This is a genomic window from Oryzihumus sp. JJN4-3R (assembly GCF_057747915.1).
This window is the reverse complement of sequence record NZ_CM173229.1, coordinates 2,677,592-2,694,070: the sequence shown is the minus strand read 5'-3', so window position 1 is coordinate 2,694,070 and position 16,479 is coordinate 2,677,592. Positions and strand designations below refer to the sequence as shown.

17 protein-coding genes are annotated in these 16,479 nt (G+C 73.9%); 2 read left to right on the top strand and 15 right to left on the bottom strand.

Annotated elements, in window-relative coordinates; genetic code table 11:
• Positions 1-134: 134 nt before the first annotated feature.
• The 3 genes from AC3ANM_RS12820 to AC3ANM_RS12810 all read right to left on the bottom strand — a co-directional run bounded on the left by AC3ANM_RS12820 (position 135) and on the right by AC3ANM_RS12810 (position 2,095).
• Positions 135-266, bottom strand: a complete 132-nt coding sequence (locus AC3ANM_RS12820) for a hypothetical protein (RefSeq protein ID WP_488284803.1) — start codon at positions 264-266, stop codon at positions 135-137.
• Positions 267-467: 201 nt separating this feature from the next.
• The gene (locus AC3ANM_RS12815) at positions 468-1,523 is read right to left on the bottom strand and encodes a DNA polymerase IV (RefSeq protein ID WP_488284802.1); all 1,056 of its coding nucleotides are present in this window, start codon (positions 1,521-1,523) and stop codon (positions 468-470) included.
• Positions 1,524-1,624: 101 nt separating this feature from the next.
• A complete protein-coding gene (locus AC3ANM_RS12810; protein ID WP_488284801.1) occupies positions 1,625-2,095 on the bottom strand; it encodes a GyrI-like domain-containing protein in 471 nt (156 codons plus the stop codon).
• Between the two features lie 168 nt (positions 2,096-2,263).
• Between AC3ANM_RS12810 and aceB the strand changes: the two genes are divergently transcribed.
• Together aceB and AC3ANM_RS12800 are read left to right on the top strand one after the other, a co-directional pair.
• Entirely contained in the window at positions 2,264-3,880 is a 1,617-nt protein-coding gene (gene aceB / locus AC3ANM_RS12805) for a malate synthase A (RefSeq protein WP_488284800.1), read from the top strand.
• Positions 3,881-4,035: 155 nt separating this feature from the next.
• Positions 4,036-4,170: a hypothetical protein gene (locus AC3ANM_RS12800; RefSeq protein ID WP_488284799.1), complete on the top strand. Its 135-nt coding sequence runs from the start codon at positions 4,036-4,038 to the stop codon at positions 4,168-4,170.
• 4 nt (positions 4,171-4,174) lie between these two features.
• On the opposite strand, the gene AC3ANM_RS12795 is transcribed toward AC3ANM_RS12800, so the two are convergent.
• From AC3ANM_RS12795 to AC3ANM_RS12740, 12 genes are all read right to left on the bottom strand, one after another.
• On the bottom strand, positions 4,175-4,567 hold the full coding sequence (locus tag AC3ANM_RS12795; RefSeq protein ID WP_488284798.1) for a nuclear transport factor 2 family protein: 393 nt from the start codon (positions 4,565-4,567) through the stop codon (positions 4,175-4,177).
• Positions 4,568-4,753: 186 nt separating this feature from the next.
• A complete protein-coding gene (locus AC3ANM_RS12790; protein WP_488284797.1) occupies positions 4,754-6,049 on the bottom strand; it encodes a guanine deaminase in 1,296 nt (431 codons plus the stop codon).
• Positions 6,046-6,867: a xanthine dehydrogenase accessory protein XdhC gene (xdhC, locus tag AC3ANM_RS12785; RefSeq protein ID WP_488284796.1), complete on the bottom strand. Its 822-nt coding sequence runs from the start codon at positions 6,865-6,867 to the stop codon at positions 6,046-6,048. The genes AC3ANM_RS12790 and xdhC overlap by 4 nt, the downstream gene beginning before the upstream one ends.
• A 1-nt stretch (position 6,868) precedes the next feature.
• A complete protein-coding gene (gene xdhB, locus AC3ANM_RS12780) occupies positions 6,869-9,319 on the bottom strand; it encodes a xanthine dehydrogenase molybdopterin binding subunit (protein ID WP_488284795.1) in 2,451 nt (816 codons plus the stop codon).
• Positions 9,316-10,782: a xanthine dehydrogenase small subunit gene (locus tag AC3ANM_RS12775; RefSeq protein WP_488284794.1), complete on the bottom strand. Its 1,467-nt coding sequence runs from the start codon at positions 10,780-10,782 to the stop codon at positions 9,316-9,318. The genes xdhB and AC3ANM_RS12775 overlap by 4 nt, the downstream gene beginning before the upstream one ends.
• 172 nt (positions 10,783-10,954) lie before the next feature.
• Complete coding sequence (locus tag AC3ANM_RS12770) at positions 10,955-11,788, bottom strand: bifunctional allantoicase/(S)-ureidoglycine aminohydrolase (RefSeq protein ID WP_488284793.1); 834 nt, start codon at positions 11,786-11,788, stop codon at positions 10,955-10,957.
• Positions 11,785-13,122 (bottom strand): allantoinase AllB, encoded by a 1,338-nt coding sequence (gene allB / locus AC3ANM_RS12765; RefSeq protein ID WP_488284792.1) that lies wholly within the window; start codon positions 13,120-13,122, stop codon positions 11,785-11,787. Before allB ends, AC3ANM_RS12770 begins: the two co-directional genes overlap by 4 nt.
• 91 nt (positions 13,123-13,213) lie before the next feature.
• The gene (uraH, locus tag AC3ANM_RS12760; protein ID WP_488284791.1) at positions 13,214-13,540 is read right to left on the bottom strand and encodes a hydroxyisourate hydrolase; all 327 of its coding nucleotides are present in this window, start codon (positions 13,538-13,540) and stop codon (positions 13,214-13,216) included.
• A complete protein-coding gene (gene uraD, locus AC3ANM_RS12755; RefSeq protein WP_488284790.1) occupies positions 13,540-14,043 on the bottom strand; it encodes a 2-oxo-4-hydroxy-4-carboxy-5-ureidoimidazoline decarboxylase in 504 nt (167 codons plus the stop codon). Before uraD ends, uraH begins: the two co-directional genes overlap by 1 nt.
• Positions 14,044-14,045: 2 nt before the next feature.
• Positions 14,046-14,963, bottom strand: a complete 918-nt coding sequence (pucL, locus tag AC3ANM_RS12750; protein ID WP_488284789.1) for a factor-independent urate hydroxylase — start codon at positions 14,961-14,963, stop codon at positions 14,046-14,048.
• The gene (locus AC3ANM_RS12745; protein ID WP_488284788.1) at positions 14,960-16,276 is read right to left on the bottom strand and encodes a DUF6986 family protein; all 1,317 of its coding nucleotides are present in this window, start codon (positions 16,274-16,276) and stop codon (positions 14,960-14,962) included. Before AC3ANM_RS12745 ends, pucL begins: the two co-directional genes overlap by 4 nt.
• Complete coding sequence (locus tag AC3ANM_RS12740; RefSeq protein WP_488284787.1) at positions 16,273-16,428, bottom strand: hypothetical protein; 156 nt, start codon at positions 16,426-16,428, stop codon at positions 16,273-16,275. The genes AC3ANM_RS12745 and AC3ANM_RS12740 overlap by 4 nt, the downstream gene beginning before the upstream one ends.
• Between the last annotated feature and the right edge of the window lie 51 nt (positions 16,429-16,479).

The window sequence follows — 16,479 nt, the reverse complement described above, 5'->3', positions numbered from 1 at the left end:
GGCCTCTGCTCACGGCGGCCCGCGCCGGGCCCTCGGTCGAGGTCGCGTGTCCGCTCGACCGACGTCGCGGCTGTTTCGCCCGGTTGTCGCGCCGAAAGGCCCGCGACGTCGGTCGAGCGTGCACGCCCAGCCGGTCAGGTCACCGGCGCCCGCCGGGTCATGAGCCAGTCGATGAAGCCGGGCCAGTCGCGGATGACCAGGCCCAGGGTCAGGCCCATGGCGCCGGCGGCGGTCGAGGCGGCGAACGCCCGCAGGTGAACGGTCATGGCGGGTCTCCCTTCGGGCGGACGGAGCGGGTGCTGTCACCGGTAACGGTGCCGCCCGGTCCCCCGACCCCATCAGCCCCCCAAGGTGTCGACCCACCTCACCTCGACACGCGTCCGGCTCACCTCCGAGCGACGATCACGGGCGCGCCCAAGCGCCCCTGGCCGCCCCCAACCCCTCGCCGTGATCGTCGGTCGGCACCGTCAGCCGGTGGACGCACCGCTGGAGTCAGCGGTGGGCTCGGCGAACTCGGCGCGGACGCCGACGAGGCGCACCGGGCGCCGCTCGGGGAACTTCCCCAGCGCGGCCCGGGCGCCCTCCTCGATGACGCCCGGGTCCAGCGTCGGGCCGGGCAGCGGGTGCCCGTGGGTGTGCGTCACGAACGGCGCGAAGCGCACCTTGACGGTGACCCGGTCCACCGGGCGCTGGTCGGCCGCCACGTCGGCGGCGACCTGCCGCGCCACCCGGGCCACCTCCTGCTGCACGAGCTCCCAGTCCTCGAGGTTGGCCTGGAACGTCACCTCGCGGCTGCGGGAGCGGGCGACCCACGGGGTTCCGGTGACCCGCGCCCGGCTCAGGCCGCGGCCGAGGTTGACCAGCCACGGGCCGGTCTTGGGCCCGACCTGCTTGGCCAGGTCGTCCGGATCGGTGTCCGCGAGCTCCCGGACCGTGTGGATCCCCAGGCCGGACAACCGTTTGGCCGTCTTGGCCCCGATCCCCCACAGGACGTCGGTGGGCCGGTCCCCGAGCAGCCCGAACCAGCTGTCGTGGGTGATCCGGAACGTGCCGGCCGGCTTGCCGAAGCCGGTCGCGAGCTTGGCCTGGAGCAGGTTCTGGCCGATGCCCACGCTGCAGTCGAGGCCGGTCGCCTCGTGGACGCGCCGCCGGACCTCACCGGCCAGCGCCTCCGGGTCCTCGGTGCTGACGCCGAGGAACGCCTCGTCCCAGCCGAGCACCTCCACCACCGCGTCGAACGATCGCAACGTCTCCATCACCGTGGTGGAGGCCGCCTCGTAGGTCTCCCGGTCCACCGGGAGGAACACGGCCTCCGGGCACTTGCGCGCGGCGGTGCGCAACGGCATACCGGAGTGCACGCCGAAGGCGCGGGCCTCGTAGGAGGCCGTGCTCACCACCCCGCGCTTGGTGGGGTCCCCGTCGCCGCCGACCACGACGGGGCGGCCGCGCAGCTCGGGGCGGCGCAGCACCTCCACGGCCGCGATGAACTGGTCGAGGTCGACGTGCAGCACCCACCGGGTCACGGGGACTCCATGACCGGATTGTGGCCCGGCGGCGCGCGTCTCTGCGGGAGGCCGCCCGGCCGGTCCCTGCGCGGGGGCGGGCTCCGCCGCGGACAGGCTGCTCAGCTCTGCTGTGCCGCGGCCGGCACGCAGGGGAAGTAGACGTTGGTGCGGGGGTTGGCCACCTCCGGCTCGTCGAGGTAGGACTCCCACGGGTCACCGGCGGGGACGTAGCCCTGCCCGGCCAGCCAGGCGGTGACCGCTTCGTAGGCCGCGCTGAGGCTGCCGTAGTCCCCGACGTGGGTCGTGTGCGCGACCTGGCCGCCCGGCAGGGTCATCGGCTCGACCCGGCCCTCGGGGGCGGCCGCCGCCGAGACGGGGAAACCGGCCTCGATGTCCCAGCCGCCGTCCTCGGCGGGACGGTAGCGACCGAACGGTGGGCCGGCCGGGTGCAGGCCCTGGTGGCCGACCGCCCCCATGACCTCGCCGAACGCCTGGCCGAGGAAGTCGCCGATCCCCTGGTGGCCCACGTGGGCGCGCACCACCGCCGCCGTCTGCTCCGGCAGCTCCTGCAGCTCGATGTCGTAGCTCATGCCCTCACCTTCGCGGGTGCCGCCGGCGCCGGCAACGGCCCGAAGGTCACGACCTGCCGGCGCCCCTCAGCCCGGCCCACACGGCCCCCGCGCCCTGCTAGCGTCCGCCGCAGCGCACCACCGAGGTGCCACCGAGAACCCGCCGAGACCCTCCAGGACGAGCCGCCCATGCCTGAGATCACCGTGACCGGGGGCCCGGTCGAGCGCAGCGAGACGATCCTGACCCCGGAGGCGCTGGAGTTCCTCGCCGAGCTGCAGACCCGGTTCGGCCCCCGCCGCGACGAGCTGCTGCGGGCCCGCGCCGCCCGCCGCGCCGAGGTGTCCCGGACCGGCCGGCTCGACTTCCTGCCGGAGACCGCGGCCATCCGCGAGGGTGACTGGCAGGTCGCCCCGGCCCCGGCCGACCTGCGCGACCGGCGGGTGGAGATCACCGGCCCGACCGAGCGCAAGATGGCCATCAACGCTCTCAACTCCGGCGCCAGGGTGTGGCTCGCCGACCTCGAGGACGCCAACACCCCGCACTGGGCCAACGTCATCGGCGGCCAGGTCACCCTCCACGACGCGGTCCGCCGGACCATCACGTTCACCTCCCCGGAGGGCAAGGACTACGCGCTGACCGACCCGGACGGCATACCGGTGATCCTGCCGCGGCCGCGCGGCTGGCACTTCGACGAGGAACACCTCACGGTCGACGGCGTACCGGTCGTCGCGGCTCTCGTGGACTTCGGGCTCTACTTCTTCCACAACGCGCACGAGCTCATCGCCCGCGGCAGCGGCCCCTACTTCTACCTGCCGAAGATGGAGTCCCACCTCGAGGCGCGGCTGTGGAACGACGTCTTCCGCTTCAGCCAGGAGCGCCTCGGCGTGCCGCAGGGCACGATCCGCGCGACGGTCCTCATCGAGACGATCCCGGCGGCGTTCGAGATGGAGGAGATCCTCTACGAGCTGTGCGACCACATGGCCGGGCTCAACGCGGGCCGCTGGGACTACCTGTTCAGCATCATCAAGTACTTCCGCGACGCCGGCCCGGAGTTCACCCTGCCCGACCGCGGCGCCGTCACGATGAACGCCCCGATGATGAAGGCCTACAGCGACCTGCTCGTCCGGACCTGCCACAAGCGGGGCGCGTTCGCGATCGGCGGGATGGCGGCGTTCATCCCGAGCCGGCGCGACACCGAGGCCAACGAGCGTGCGTTCGCCAAGGTCCGCGAGGACAAGACCCGCGAGGCCACCGCCGGCTTCGACGGCTCCTGGGTCGCCCACCCCGACCTGGTCGGCCTCTGCGCGGAGATCTTCACCGGCATCCTGGGCGACCGGCCCAACCAGCTCGACCGACAACGCGAGGACGTCTCCGTCTCGGCGGCGGACCTGCTCGACGTCGCCGCCACCCCCGGGGAGCGCACGATGGAGGGCCTGCGCGCCAACGTCTCCGTCGGCATCCAGTACCTCCAGGCCTGGCTGCGCGGCAACGGCGCGGTCGGCATCAACAACCTCATGGAGGACGCCGCGACCGCCGAGATCTCGCGCTCCCAGATCTGGCAGTGGCTCAGCTCCGGGGCGCAGCTCGCCTCGGGTGAGAAGGTCACCCGCGAGCTCGTCGAGCACGTGGTGGAGCAGGAGTATGCCGCGCTGCGGGCGGCCGTGGGCGAGGACGCCTTCGCGTCGGGGGCCTGGGAGGCGGCGCGCCGGTTGTTCGTCGAGTGCGCGATGGACCCCGACTTCCCCGACTTCCTGACCCTGCCCGCCTATGCCGAGGTGCTGCGCCAGGAGCGGAACCGGGCCTGACCTCGGCGGCTTCCGCTCCAGCTGTCGCGCAAGGCGAACCAGACGGCGACCGCTGGCTCAGAGGTCTCGTTGGCCCATTGGTGCGGCTGCTCGCCGATGAGGTGCAGCGAGTCGCCCGGGCCGAGCTCGAAGCGCGTGCCCGCGATGGTGAACGGGTGCTGTTCGCCTCTGACGAACCGTGGAGCGACTTCTGGGGGGAGTACTGGAAGATCGCCGGCGCGGACGTCGCCCAAGAGCTCAAGGACCGCGTCCTCCACGGCAACTTCGAGGAGCTGTACGGGACGGGCTAGGTGGTCAGACCCAGAACGCATCGACCTGGGCGACGGACTCGGCGGAGTAGAGGCCGCTGACCTGACAGATCAGTCCGCGCTCCATCCGCACCAGCTGGCAGCTGGTCACGTCGAGCGTCCGTCCCTTGAAGTCGCCGCTGGTGCGCTGGATGGCCACGAGGTAGTGCTCCCCGACGGCCACGTCGAGGAGCTCGGCGCAGAAGGACCCCCCGGAGAGCGGCCCGAGGAGGGCGACGAACTCGTCCCGGATCGCGGGCCAGCCCCGGTGGGTGCCCGAGATGGCGCTCGACCCCGGCAGCACCCAGACGGCGTCCCAGGCGAAGAGCGTCTCCAGCGTGTCCATGTCCCGGGCGGCCAGCGCCGCATAGGCCCTGCGCACCACATCCACATCACTCACAGCGCAGCCTCCCGCCCGGGCGCGGTCACGAAGCGCACGAGCCAACACCCTGCTGGCGCCGACTGTGCCCGCGACCGGCCGTGAGGGGATCCCCCAGAGGGCCCATGCCGGGCCACGACGAATGGCTGACGGCCGGCAACCTGCCGCAGCCAGCAGGTCTGGAGGCGCGCCAGGCCTGACGACGCGTCAGGACCGGGGAGGGCGGGTGACCGGGTCCCCGCCGACCCAGACCCCGGCGACGTCGGCGTTGGTGCCGAGCGCGAACACCTTGGCCAGGGCGTCCTCGGGCGAGCGCGCGTGCTCCAGCCCCACCGCGAGCGGGTCACCGTGGGTCGGCCGCAGCCACACGGCGTCGAACTCCTTGCCGATGCTGAGGTCGCCGACCTCGTCGCCGAGCCCGAGCGCCTGCGCGCCGGCGGCGGTGACGAGGTGCAGCAGGTGCGCCGGCGAGAGCGGCAGCCCCTGCGCCCCCAGGAGCTGTTGCATGAAGTAGGCCTGCAGCCCCTCCTTCAGCAACGAGAAGCCGGTGCCGCCCCCGACGTCCGAGCCGAGGGCCACGCGGACCCCGCTCTCCACATGGCGGCGCAGCGGGAACAGCCCGCTGCCCAGCGCCGCGTTGCTCGTCGGGCAGTGCGCGACCGAGGCGTCCTGCGAGGCGAGCAGGGCGAGCTCGCCGTCGGAGGGGTGGACGTTGTGCGCGAGCACCGAACGCCGGCCGACCAGACCGTGCCGGTCGTAGGTGCCGACGTAGTCGCAACCGTCGAAAAGCCTTGCCACCTCGGCGATCTCGGCGAGGTTCTCGTTGACGTGGGAGGTGAACCACGCCCCACTCGCCTCCTTGAACGTGGCCGCGCAGGACTCGAGCAGGGCGTCGCTGGCGGAGAAGGAGAAGCGGGGCGTCACGGCATACCGGAGGCGGCCGCGGCCGTGCCAGCGGGCGATCAGCCCGCGCGCCTCCTCGTAGGCGCGCTCGGGGGTGGTGAGCAGCTCGGGGCGCAGGCCCCGGTCGGAGACGACGAGGCCGGTGGTGACCCGCAGCCCGCACGCCTCGGCCGTGGCGAACATCGTGTCCACGGCACCGGCGAAGTGGGAGCCGAAGACGAGGGCGCTCGTGGTGCCGGCGCCGACGAGGCCGGTGGCGAAGTCGCGCGCGACGCCGTGCGCCACCGCCGCATCCGCCAGGCGCGCCTCCTCCGGGAGCGCGCACCGGTCCAGCCAGTCCAGCAGCGGCATGCCCAGCCCGCCGATGACGCGCACCTGCGGGAAGTGCACATGGGTGTCGACGAAGCCGGGCAGCAGGACCCCCTCGCGCAGGTCGACGACGTCCTCATCCGGGTGCTGCGCCCGCACGTCGGCCCACGCCCCGCGGGCCGCGATCCGCCCCTGCCGCACCAGGATCGCGCCGTCCTGCTCGGACCGCAGCGCCCCGCCGGCGAACGGGCTGACCGGGGTGTCGAGGACGGTCGCCCGGAACAGCGTCATCGGTGCGCCTCCTGGCCGGCGGCCGCCGCCTCGAACACCCGGACCAGATGCGCGGCCACGCTGACCGCGACGGTGGCCGGGTCCTTGCCGGTGATCCCGGGCAGCCCGATGGGGATCTGGATGCGTGCCAGGTCGGCGGCCGAATGTCCTTCCGCGGCAAGGCGTTGCTCGAAGCGCCGCCACTTCGCCGACGAGCCGATGAGCCCGATCGACCCGAGGTGAGCACAGCGCAGGGCGGCGTCGCACAGGGCCGCGTCCTCGGCGTGGTCGTGGGTCATGACCAGGACGTGGGTGCCCGCAGGCACCTGCCCCAGGACGAGCTCGGGGACCGGCGCGTGGTGGACGTGAACCCGGGCGACCGCGTCGGCGAGGACCGCCAGCCGCTCGTCGCTCAGCTGCCCGGCGCGGGAGTCGACGAGGTGCAGCTCGAGGTCGTGCCGGGCCAGGATCCGGGCCAGCTCCAGCCCGACGTGGCCCACCCCGAAGACGGCGACCGCCGGCGCGACGGCGAGCGGCTCGAGCAGGATGCTCACCTCCCCGCCGCAGCACTGCTGGCCGTGCTCGGCCGGGGCGCGCTCGTTGAGGGACAGCTCGAACAGCTCCGGTATGCCGGTGGGCCGGGTGAGCATCGCGCGTGCCCGCGCGACAGCGGTCGCCTCCAGGTTGCCGCCACCGATGCTGCCCCAGCTGCCGTCTGCCGCCACCACCATCTTGGCGCCGGCCTCCCGCGGGGAGTGCCCACGGACGGTGACGAGGGTGACCAGCACCCCGGGCCGTCGCTCACTGCGGAGCCGCTCGACCGCGCTGACCCAGTCCACCTCAGGCTCCCGTGTGGACGGTGTGGGCCGCAGGCCGGGCCTGCTCGGACCGGGGCGCCAGGGGGTGGGCGTCCGGGCCGGGCTGCTCCGGCTCGACGTCTGCCTCGAGGACGTGGCCGTGCTCGCCGCTGCGGCGCGCCTGCTCCACAGCCCAGTAGACGGCCTCCGGGGTGGCCGGCGAGGCGAGGTCGACGCTGACCCCGGCCGGGCCGAAGGCCGCCGCCGCCTGGCGCAGCGCCTCGCGGACGGAGAACGCCAGCATCAGCGGCGGCTCGCCGACGGCCTTGGAGCCGTAGACGGCGCCGTCCTCGTGGGCGTGCTCGAGCAGCGTGACGTGGAACTGCTCCGGCATCTCCGAGAAGCTGGGCAGCTTGTAGGTGCTGGCCGCGTGGGTGGCCAGCCGGCCCCGGGTCGGGCCCTCGCCCTCGTCCCAGCGCAGGTCCTCCAGGGTCAGCCAGCCGGCGCCCTGGACGAACCCGCCCTCGACCTGGCCGAGGTCGACCAGCGGGGAGAGGCTGTCGCCGACGTCGTGGACGATGTCGACCCGCCGCAGGCGGTAGGCCCCGGTGAAGCCGTCGACCTCCACCTCAGAGGCGGCCACCCCGTAGGCGAAGTACTTGAACGGCGAGCCGCGCATCACGGTGGAGTCCCAGTGCAGGCCCTCGGTGCGGTAGAAGCCCGCCGCCCAGAGCTGCACGCGCTGGAAGTAGGCCTGGCTGACCAGGTCTTCCCAGGTCATCCCCTCGCCACCACCGGCCGGGAGCACCTGGCCGTCGGCGAAGCGCACGTCCGCCTCCTCGACCCCGAGCCGCGTCGCGGCCACCGCGCGCAGCCGCCCGAGGATCTGCTCGCACGCGTTCTTCACCGCGCCGCCGTTGAGGTCCGCCCCGGAGCTGGCAGCGGTCGCCGAGGTGTTGGGCACCTTGTCGGTGCGGGTGGGGGCCAGGCGCACGGACCCCAGCGGGACGCCGAGGCAGGTCGCCGCGACCTGGAGCATCTTGGTGTGCAGCCCCTGCCCCATCTCGGTGCCGCCGTGGTTGATGAGGACGGACCCGTCCTTGTAGACGTGCACGAGGGCGCCGGCCTGGTTGAAGGCCGTGAAGTTGAACGAGATCCCGAACTTCACCGGCGTCATCGCCAGACCGCGCTTGGTGTGCTCGTGGGCGGCGTTGAACCGCTCGATCGCGGCGAGTCGACCAGCGACGTCGCCGCCCTCCAGCACCTGGTCCCAGCAGGTGGCGGCCCGCTCCGGGTGCCGCACGAGCTGCCCGTAGGGCGTGCTCTGGCCCTCGGTGTAGAAGTTGCGGCTGCGCAGCTCGATCGGGTCGATGCCGAGCAGCGGCGCGCACCGGCCGAGCAGGTCCTCGATGACGAGCATGCCCTGCGGGCCGCCGAAGCCGCGGAATGCGGTCTGCGAGGTCTTGTGCGTCCTCGCGATCCGGCCGTTCAGCCGCACCCGCGGGATCCAGTAGGCGTTGTCGACGTGGCACAGGGCGCGGGCCAGCACCGGCTCCGAGAGGTCCAGGCTCCAGCCGCCGTCGGACGTCAGCGTCGCGTCGAGCGCCTGCAGCCGTCCGTCGCCGTCGAAGGCCACGCGCCACTGCGCGTGGAAGCCGTGCCGTTTGCCGGTCATGGTGATGTCCTGGGTGCGGTTGAGCCGCAGCCGCACCGGGCGGCCGGTGAGGGTCGCCCCCAGGGCCGCGATCGCGGCATACCCGTGCGGTTGCATCTCCTTGCCGCCGAAGGCCCCGCCCATGCGCAGGCACTGGACGGTCACCTCGTGGCTGCGCAGCCCCAGGACGTGCGCCACGATCTCCTGGGTCTCCGAGGGGTGCTGCGTGCTGCTCTGGAGGAAGACCTGGCCGCTCTCGTCGACCTGCGCCAGCGAGCAGTGCGTCTCGAGGTAGAAGTGCTCCTGCCCGGCCAGGTCGAGCTCACCGCTGAAGACGTGGGCGGCCCCGGCAAAGCCCGCCTCGATGTCGCCGCGCTCGACCGTGGGCTGCCCGCCCTGGAAGCTGCCGGCCGCGATCGCCTCGCGCACCGTGACGATGGACGGCAACGGCTCGTAGTCGACCTCGACGGCCAGGGCGCCCAGGCGGGCCGCCTCGAGGCTCTCGGCCAGCACCCAGCAGACGGCGTGGCCGTGGAACATGACCTCGCTGGGGAACAGCGGCTCGTCGTGCTTGACTCCGGCGTCGTTGACGCCAGGGACGTCCTGCGCGGTGAGCACCCGGACCACCCCGGGGACCTCGAGCGCCGGGCCGGTGCGCAGCCCGGTCACGAGGGCGTGGGCGTGCGGTGCCTGCACCGGCCAGGCATGGAGCACGCCGGGCGTGCGACCGACGAGGTCGTCGGTGTAGAGCGCCGCACCCGTGACGTGCAGGACCGCGCTCTCGTGCGGGATCTGCTGTCCGACAACGGAATCGGCCGGTCGCTCCGACAGCGTGCTCACGCCCCCACCTCCTGCCGGCCGACGTGCCCGGCGTGGAGCTTGAGCAGCGCCGTGCCGAGCATGCTCCTGCGGTAGGCCGCGCTGGCCCGGTGGTCGTCCAGCGGCGTCCCCTCGGTGCGCATGACCGCGGCGGCCTCCCGCACCACCTCGGCGCTCCAGGGCCGGCCTTCGAGGGCCGCCTCGGTCGCCAGCGCGCGGATCGGGGTGGCGGCCACGCCGCCGAGGCCGATACGCGCCCTGGCCACGACGCCGTCGCGGAGGTCGAGGGCGAAGCCGACGGCGACGCTGGAGATGTCGTCGAACCGGCGCTTGGCGACCTTGTGGAAGGCCGTGGTCCCGCTGAGCGGCAACGGGATCCGGACGGCGCGGATGACCTCGTCGGGCCGCCTGACGCTCTGCCGGTAGCCGGTGAAGTAGTCGGCCAGCGGGACGTCCCGGTCGCCACCGGCCGAGGTCAGGACCACGACGGCCTCCAGGGCCAGCAGCGCCGGAGGCAGGTCGCCGATCGGCGAGCCGGTGCCGAGGTTGCCGCCGATGGTGGCGCCGTTGCGGATCAGCCGGGACGCGAACTGCGGGAAGACCTCCGCCAGCAACGGGATCCGGCCATCCAGCGCGGACTCGACCTCGCTGAGGCTCAGGCCGGCGCCGATCTCGATGGCCTCGGCACCGACGGCGACCTGTCGCAGCTCGGGCACGCGGTCGATGCCGATCGCGAAGGACGCCCTGGCCCCGCGGAGGTTGACCTCCACGCCCCAGTCGGTGGAGCCGGCCACGAGCACCGCGTCGGGGTGCTCGCGCAGCAGGTCCAGGGTCTCGGCCAGGTCGGCGGGGCGGGCGAACACACCGCTGCGCCCCTCGAGCCGGGTGCGCACGGCGGGAGGCGCCGGCCGTCCGAGCCGCTCCACCAGCGGGTCATCGGCGTCGGGTGGCCCGAGGGCGAACGCCGCGTCGCGGATCGGCCGGTAGCCGGTGCAGCGGCACAGGTTGCCGCTGAGGGCGTGCAGGTCGAAGCCGTTGGGTCCGTGCTCGGCCTCGGGGGCGCCATCACCGGCCGCACCGGAGGCTCCCTCCCGGCCGGCCCGGTAGAACTCCGCCGCCATGCTGCACACGAAGCCCGGCGTGCAGTAGCCGCACTGCGAGCCACCGCGCAGCGCCATCTCCCGCTGCACCGGGTGCAGGTCCTGCGGCGTGCCCAGCCCCTCGGCGGTGACGACCTCCTGCCCGTCCAGGGCAGCGACCGGGACGAGGCACGCGTTGACCGCGGCCCACCGGGTCCGGGTGTCGCCGTCCGGCCGGGCGACCAGCACCGAGCAGGCGCCGCACTCCCCCTCGGCGCAGCCCTCCTTCGCGCCGGTCAGGCCACGGTCACGCAGCCAGTCCAGGGCCGTGGTGCCCGGGTCGGTGCCCTCGAGCGCGCGCGGGGTGCCGTTGACCGTGACGTGGTGCGGAAGCGGTGTCCCCATCGCCCAACTCCTGTCGCCCCGTCCTCGGGGCCATCATCCACCCGGCCACGGCGGCCTGGGGCATGGTTGCGGAACAGGGTCGGGTCCGCTGGTTGTCCATGCAGAACAGCGGCCGAGCGTCCCGGTCACTGTAGGACGCCGCACCGCCCGAGGGAAGGACCCCGGACGGCCGCTACAGGAGCTGCCGGCTCAGCGTGGCGTGGCGGTTGACGTCCTTGTAGAGCAGGTAGCGGAACCGTCCCGGGCCGCCGGCGTAGCAGGCCTGGGGGCAGAACGCCCGAAGCCACATGAAGTCCCCCTCCTGCACCTCGACCCAGTCGTTGTTGAGCAGGTAGACCGCCTTGCCCTCCAGGACGTAGAGGCCGTGCTCCATCACGTGGGTCTCGGGGAACGGGATCACCCCACCGGGCTCGAAGTTGACGATGTTGACGTGCATGTCGTGGCGCACGTCCAGGGGGTCGACGAAACGCTGGGTGCTCCACCGCCCGTCGGTCCCCGGCATCTCGACGGCCTCGACGTCGGTCTCGCGGGTCACGAACGGCTCGGGCGCCTCGATCCCCTCGACCCGCGCGTACGCCTTGCGGATCCAGTGGAACCGCGCCGCCGCATCCGCGTCGTTGCGCAGGGTCCAGTCGGTGCCCGGCGGCAGGAACGCGTAGCCGCCCGGTCCCATCTCGTGGGTCTCGCCGAGGATCGTGACCACCACCGTGCCGTCGACGACGAACAGCACCCCCTCGGCGCCGGGGTCGGGCTCGGGCCTCTCGCTGCCCCCGCCGGGCGAGACCTCGACGATGTACTGCGAGAACGTCTCGGCGAACCCCGACAGCGGCCGCGCGATCACCCACAGCCGGGTCCGCTCCCAGAACGGCAGCGCACTGGTGACGATGTCGCGCATCGTGCCGCGCGGCAGCACGGCATACGCCTGGGTGAAGGTGGCCCTGTCGGTGGTGAGGTCGCTCTGCGCGGGGAGCCCGCCCGTCGGCGCGTAGTAGCGGGGGGTGGTCATGGCCGTCCTCTCCTCAGGAGCCGGCCGCGGGGCGCGGCCGCGAGCTCCACCGGTATGCCGTGCAGCCAGGTCTGGCGCACCGTGCCGGTGAGCGTGCGGCCGGCATACGCGGACACGGGGTTCTTGTGGTGCAGGTGGGCCACGTCGACGACGAAGGCCTCGTCCGGCGCGAGCACGGCGAAGTCGGCGGAGGCGCCGACCTCGATGCGGCCCTTGTCGGCGAGCCCCACCTGGCGGGCGGGGCCCTCGGCCATCCACCGCACGACGTCGGCGAGGTCGTGGCCGCGGGCGCGGGCGCCGGTCCAGACCGCGGCCAGGCTCAGCTGCAGCGAGGCGATCCCGCCCCACGCCTGGCCGAAGTCGCCGGTGTCGAGCCGCTTGAGGTCGGCGGTGCACGGGGAGTGGTCGGTCACGACGACGTCGATGCTGCCGTCGGCCAGCCCCTGCCAGAGCAGCTCGCGGTTGGCCGCCTCGCGGATCGGCGGGCAGCACTTGAACTGCGTTGCGCCGTCAGGGATCTCCTCGGCGGCGAAGGTCAGGTAGTGCGGGCAGGTCTCCACGGCCAGGCGCAACCCCTCGGCCCTCGCCGCACGGATCATCGGCAGGGCGTCGGAGCTGCTCAGGTGCAGGATGTGCGCCCGCGCGCCGGTCCGGCGCGCGAGCTCGATGACCGTGGCGATGGCGCGGTCCTCGGCGACGCGCGGCCGCGAGCGCAGGAAGCCGTCGTAGTCCCCGCCGTCGGGCGGCGGCGCGTGCTCGATCGTCGCGGGGTCCTCGGCGTGCACGATCATCAGCGCGTCGAGCCCGGCCGTCTCGCGCAGCGCGGCCTCCAGACCCTCCGTTGCGAGGGGTGCGAACTCCTCGACCCCCGAGTGCAGCAGGAAGCACTTGAAGCCGAAGACCCCGGCCTCGTGCAGGGGTCCGAGGTCGGCGAGGTTGCCCGGCACCGCACCGCCCCAGAAGCCGACGTCGACCCACGCCTGACCACGCGCGACGGACCGCTTCAGCTCCAGCGCGGCGAGGTCCGTCGTCGGCGGGATGCTGTTGAGCGGCATGTCGATGATCGTCGTGACGCCCCCGGCGGCGGCGGCACGGGTGGCGCTGGCGAAGCCCTCCCACTCGGTGCGCCCCGGCTCGTTGACGTGGACGTGGGAGTCCACCAGCCCCGGCAGCAGCACCTCGTCGGCGGCGAGCTCGACCACGGCGGCACCGTCGGCGGGGGCGTCCAGCGGCCCGACCGAGACGACCCGGCCGCCCGCGACCCCGACGCTCGCGCTGCGCTCGCGGCCGTCGATGACCGCGCGCCGTGCGCGGACCACCACCTCAGCGCCCACGCGTGCCCTCCCTCCAGGCCATGTCCCCAGACCGTATGCCGTGCGCGCGGCGCGCCGTCGCTGCGACACCGGGGCGGGTCGGCGGCACCGGTCAGCTGCCGCGGTAGGTCGAGTAGCCGAACGGGCTGAGCAGCACCGGCACGTGGTAGTGCTGGGCGGCGTCGGCGACCGTGAACGCCACGACGACCTCGGGGTAGAACCCGGAGACGCCGGCCGCCGCGAAGTACGCCCCGGAGGCGAACCGGAGCCGGTAGTCGCCCGGGTCCAGCACCTCCGGCCCGATCGCGGCGACCCGGCCGTCGGTGTCGGTCGTGCCGACGGCCAGCGGCGTCCCGTCGGCGGTCTCGAGCCGCACCTCGATCCCGGCCGCGGGGCGGCCGGCGCTGGTGTCCAGGACGTGCGTGCTCAGGGTCCCCATCAGGTGGCCACCTGCCTCAGTCGGAGCAGCGCGATCTCGCGCAGCTGGGTCACGGTCTCCTCGCGCTCGGCCGCGCCGTCGTTGCCGAGCCGGCGGTGCAGCTCGGCCAGGATCTCGGCGGCGCTGCGCCCGGCCGCCCGGATGAGGAAGACCCGGTCGAAGCGGTCCTCGTAGGCGGCGTTGCCCTCGGCCAGCGCCCGGGCCACCTCCGCGTCGGCCGGGTCGACCCCGGACTGCTCGCGGCGGGAGAGCTCGGCCTGGTGGCCGGGGCGGGAGGCCCGCTCACCGATGCGTGGGTGAGCGGCCAGCGCGGCGGCCAGCTCGTCGTCGTCGAGGTGGTCCGCCGCCTGGGTGGCGCGGGCCTCCAGGGCCGGCCACACGGCATACGGCCGCCCCTGGAGCACCTCCTCCACCCAACGGCGCACGGGCAGGCAGGCGGTGAGCCGCTGCCGCGCCTCGTCCTCCGGCAGGGCGTCGAAGGCGGTGACGTCGTCGGGCGCCATGGTCACCAGGCCCCGTCGGTGAGGGCGTGCGGGTCCTCGCCGGCGCCCTCGCGCTGCACCGTGGCCTCGATGAGCCCGTAGGGCCGGTCGGCGGCGATGAAGACCTCGCCGTCGTTGTCCAGTCCGAACGGCGAGAGGTCGACCAGGAAGTGATGCTTGTTGGGCGCGGCGAAGCTGATCTCGGCCACCTCGGGGCGGGCTTCGAGGACCGCCGAGCCCATCCGGTAGAGCGTCTCCTGGAGCGCGTGGCTGTAGGTGCTCGCGAACGTCTCCAGCAGGATCCGCTGGACGTCCTCGAAGCAGGTGTTCCAGTCGACGTCGGTCGAGGAGTAGCGCCAGCGGGCGACCAGCGAGGTCGCGAGGATCCGGTCGTCGGCCTCCTGCAGGGTCGTGTATCGGTCCTTCAGGAAGCCCTTGAACTCCGAGCCGGTCGACTTGAGCACGACGAGGTCCCTGACCCCGGACACGACGGTGGGGCGGGTCCCGTCCGTGGCCTTGGTCCCGTCGGCGGCGTGCACACGGGTGACGGTCGTGGTGCGCACCGCGCCGCCGCGCCGGACGAAGGCGTGGTCGTGTCCCCGGCCGTCGACGTCGATGCGGTCCCAGGCGTACTCCTCGACCTGCACGCGCGAGGCCGTGGCCGCCGGGGTCGCCTCGAGCAGGCGGGCGCCGAGGACGAGCGCGTAGTCCTCCGGCGAGGAGACCCCGTGCTCCTTGGCGTAGGCGAACGCGGTGTTCTTCTGGGTGTCCGTCGGCAGGACGTGGGCCTGGTCGCCCCGCTCGTGCGCGTCCCGGAAGTCGCCGCGCAGCGCCGTGGAGACGTTGAGGTCGCGGATCTCGTGGCGCGCCGTGTCGCGGTAGATGCGCACGACGCGGTTCTCCGCCTTGCCGTACTGGTTGGGTCCGAGGACGTAGCTCATGACGGCGCTCCTTGCGTGGCCCCGGATTGGGCGGGGCCGGGGTTGGCGGGGCCGACGGGACCGGTCCGGCGTCGGGCGAGCCGGTTGATCGCGGCGCGGTCCAGGCCGGTCAGGGCGAGGGCCTCGCCGGAGTCGGTCGCCCCGCAGTCGAGGCCGCGGACGACGAAGTCGGACAGGGCGCGCGCCGTCGCGGGCTCGTCCAGCACGCCGGAGCCGGTGCCCTCGACGTAGTGGCGCAGCCGCTCGGCGGCGGCCGGCAGGCCCTCGCGGAAGAAGGCGTAGGTGGCCAGGTAGCGGCTCGGCAGCTGCGCCGGGTGCAGGTCCCAGCCCTGGTAGAAGCCCCGCTCCAGGCTGCGGCGCACCAGCCGGGCGTGCAGGCGCCACGCGGCCCGGACCTGCTCGCCCCCGCCGACCGGCAGGATGTTGGTGGAGCCGTCCGAGAGGCGCACGCCGGTGCCGGCCGCGGCCACCTGCATGACCGCCTTGGCGTGGTCGGCGACCGGGTGCTCCATGCTCTGGCAGGCCGCGGCGATGCCCAGCGACGCGGAGTAGTCGTAGGTCCCGTAGTGCAGCCCGGTGCAGCGTCCGCCGGCGGCGTGGACCATCCGCGCGACCGTGGCGGTGCCGTCCGGGCCGAGGACCGCCTGCGGCGTCTCGACCTGGATCTCGAACCGCAGGTCGCCTGCGGGCAGGCCCAGGCCCCCCTCGATGCGCCCGCAGGCCAGGACCATCGCCTCGACCTGCTCGACCGAGGTCACCTTGGGCAGCGTGACGACGAACCCCTCGGGCAGCCGCCCGCCGCGGGTGACCGCCTCGGCGAACCGGGCCAGCGTCCGCAGGCCGCGCGCCCGGGTGGGGGCCTCGAAGCTCTTGAACCGGATGCCGCTGAACGCCGTCCCGCGACCGTCGTCGATCGCGCGCAGCAGGGAGGCGGCGGCCGCGTCGACAGCCGCGTCCTCCTCGGCGTCGGCGCGCGGGCCGTAGCCGTCCTCGAAGTCGATGCGCAGGTCCTCGACCGGCTCGTCCCCGAGCTTGGCGAGCACCCGGCCGTGCACGTCGTCGGCGAGGCCCGGCGGCAGGCCGACGACATCGGCCAGCTCCGCCGCCCCGCCGCCGTGCTCGGCCATCACCGTGAGCGCTGCGTCGCGCCAGCGCGGGACGAGGTCGGCGTCGTAGCGGTCCGCGGGGACGTAGACGGTGTGGACCGGCTGGCGGTCGGCCCGCTCCCCCGGGAAGCCTTGCGCCAGAGCGGAGTCCGCGTCCGCGAGCCGCGCGTCGAGCTCGTCGGTCAGCGCGCCGAGGTCGAGGCTCACCGACCGGCTCCGGCCGGCTGGCGACGACCGAGGCCGACCTTGTCCAGGAACCGCAGCAGGTGCGGGTCGAAGGTCGCCGGGTCGGCCGCCGCGACCAGCTCGACGACCTCCACCACACCACGGGCCGTGCTCCTCAGGGTCGCCTCCGTCACGAGCCCGATCTTGGCAGCCGGCGGCGGCCCGCGCAGGGCGACGGACAAGCC

What these genes read in the sequence shown, in the direction of transcription:
- AC3ANM_RS12820 (WP_488284803.1), bottom strand. Translation starts at nt 266, where the DNA reads ATGACCGTTCACCTGCGGGCGTTCGCCGCCTCGACCGCCGCCGGCGCC.
- AC3ANM_RS12810 (WP_488284801.1), bottom strand. Translation starts at nt 2,095, where the DNA reads ATGAGCTACGACATCGAGCTGCAGGAGCTGCCGGAGCAGACGGCGGCG.
- aceB (WP_488284800.1), top strand. Translation starts at nt 2,264, where the DNA reads ATGCCTGAGATCACCGTGACCGGGGGCCCGGTCGAGCGCAGCGAGACG.
- AC3ANM_RS12790 (WP_488284797.1), bottom strand. Translation starts at nt 6,049, where the DNA reads ATGACGCTGTTCCGGGCGACCGTCCTCGACACCCCGGTCAGCCCGTTC.
- AC3ANM_RS12775 (WP_488284794.1), bottom strand. Translation starts at nt 10,782, where the DNA reads ATGGGGACACCGCTTCCGCACCACGTCACGGTCAACGGCACCCCGCGC.
- AC3ANM_RS12770 (WP_488284793.1), bottom strand. Translation starts at nt 11,788, where the DNA reads ATGACCACCCCCCGCTACTACGCGCCGACGGGCGGGCTCCCCGCGCAG.
- uraH (WP_488284791.1), bottom strand. Translation starts at nt 13,540, where the DNA reads ATGGGGACCCTGAGCACGCACGTCCTGGACACCAGCGCCGGCCGCCCC.
- uraD (WP_488284790.1), bottom strand. Translation starts at nt 14,043, where the DNA reads ATGGCGCCCGACGACGTCACCGCCTTCGACGCCCTGCCGGAGGACGAG.
- pucL (WP_488284789.1), bottom strand. Translation starts at nt 14,963, where the DNA reads ATGAGCTACGTCCTCGGACCCAACCAGTACGGCAAGGCGGAGAACCGC.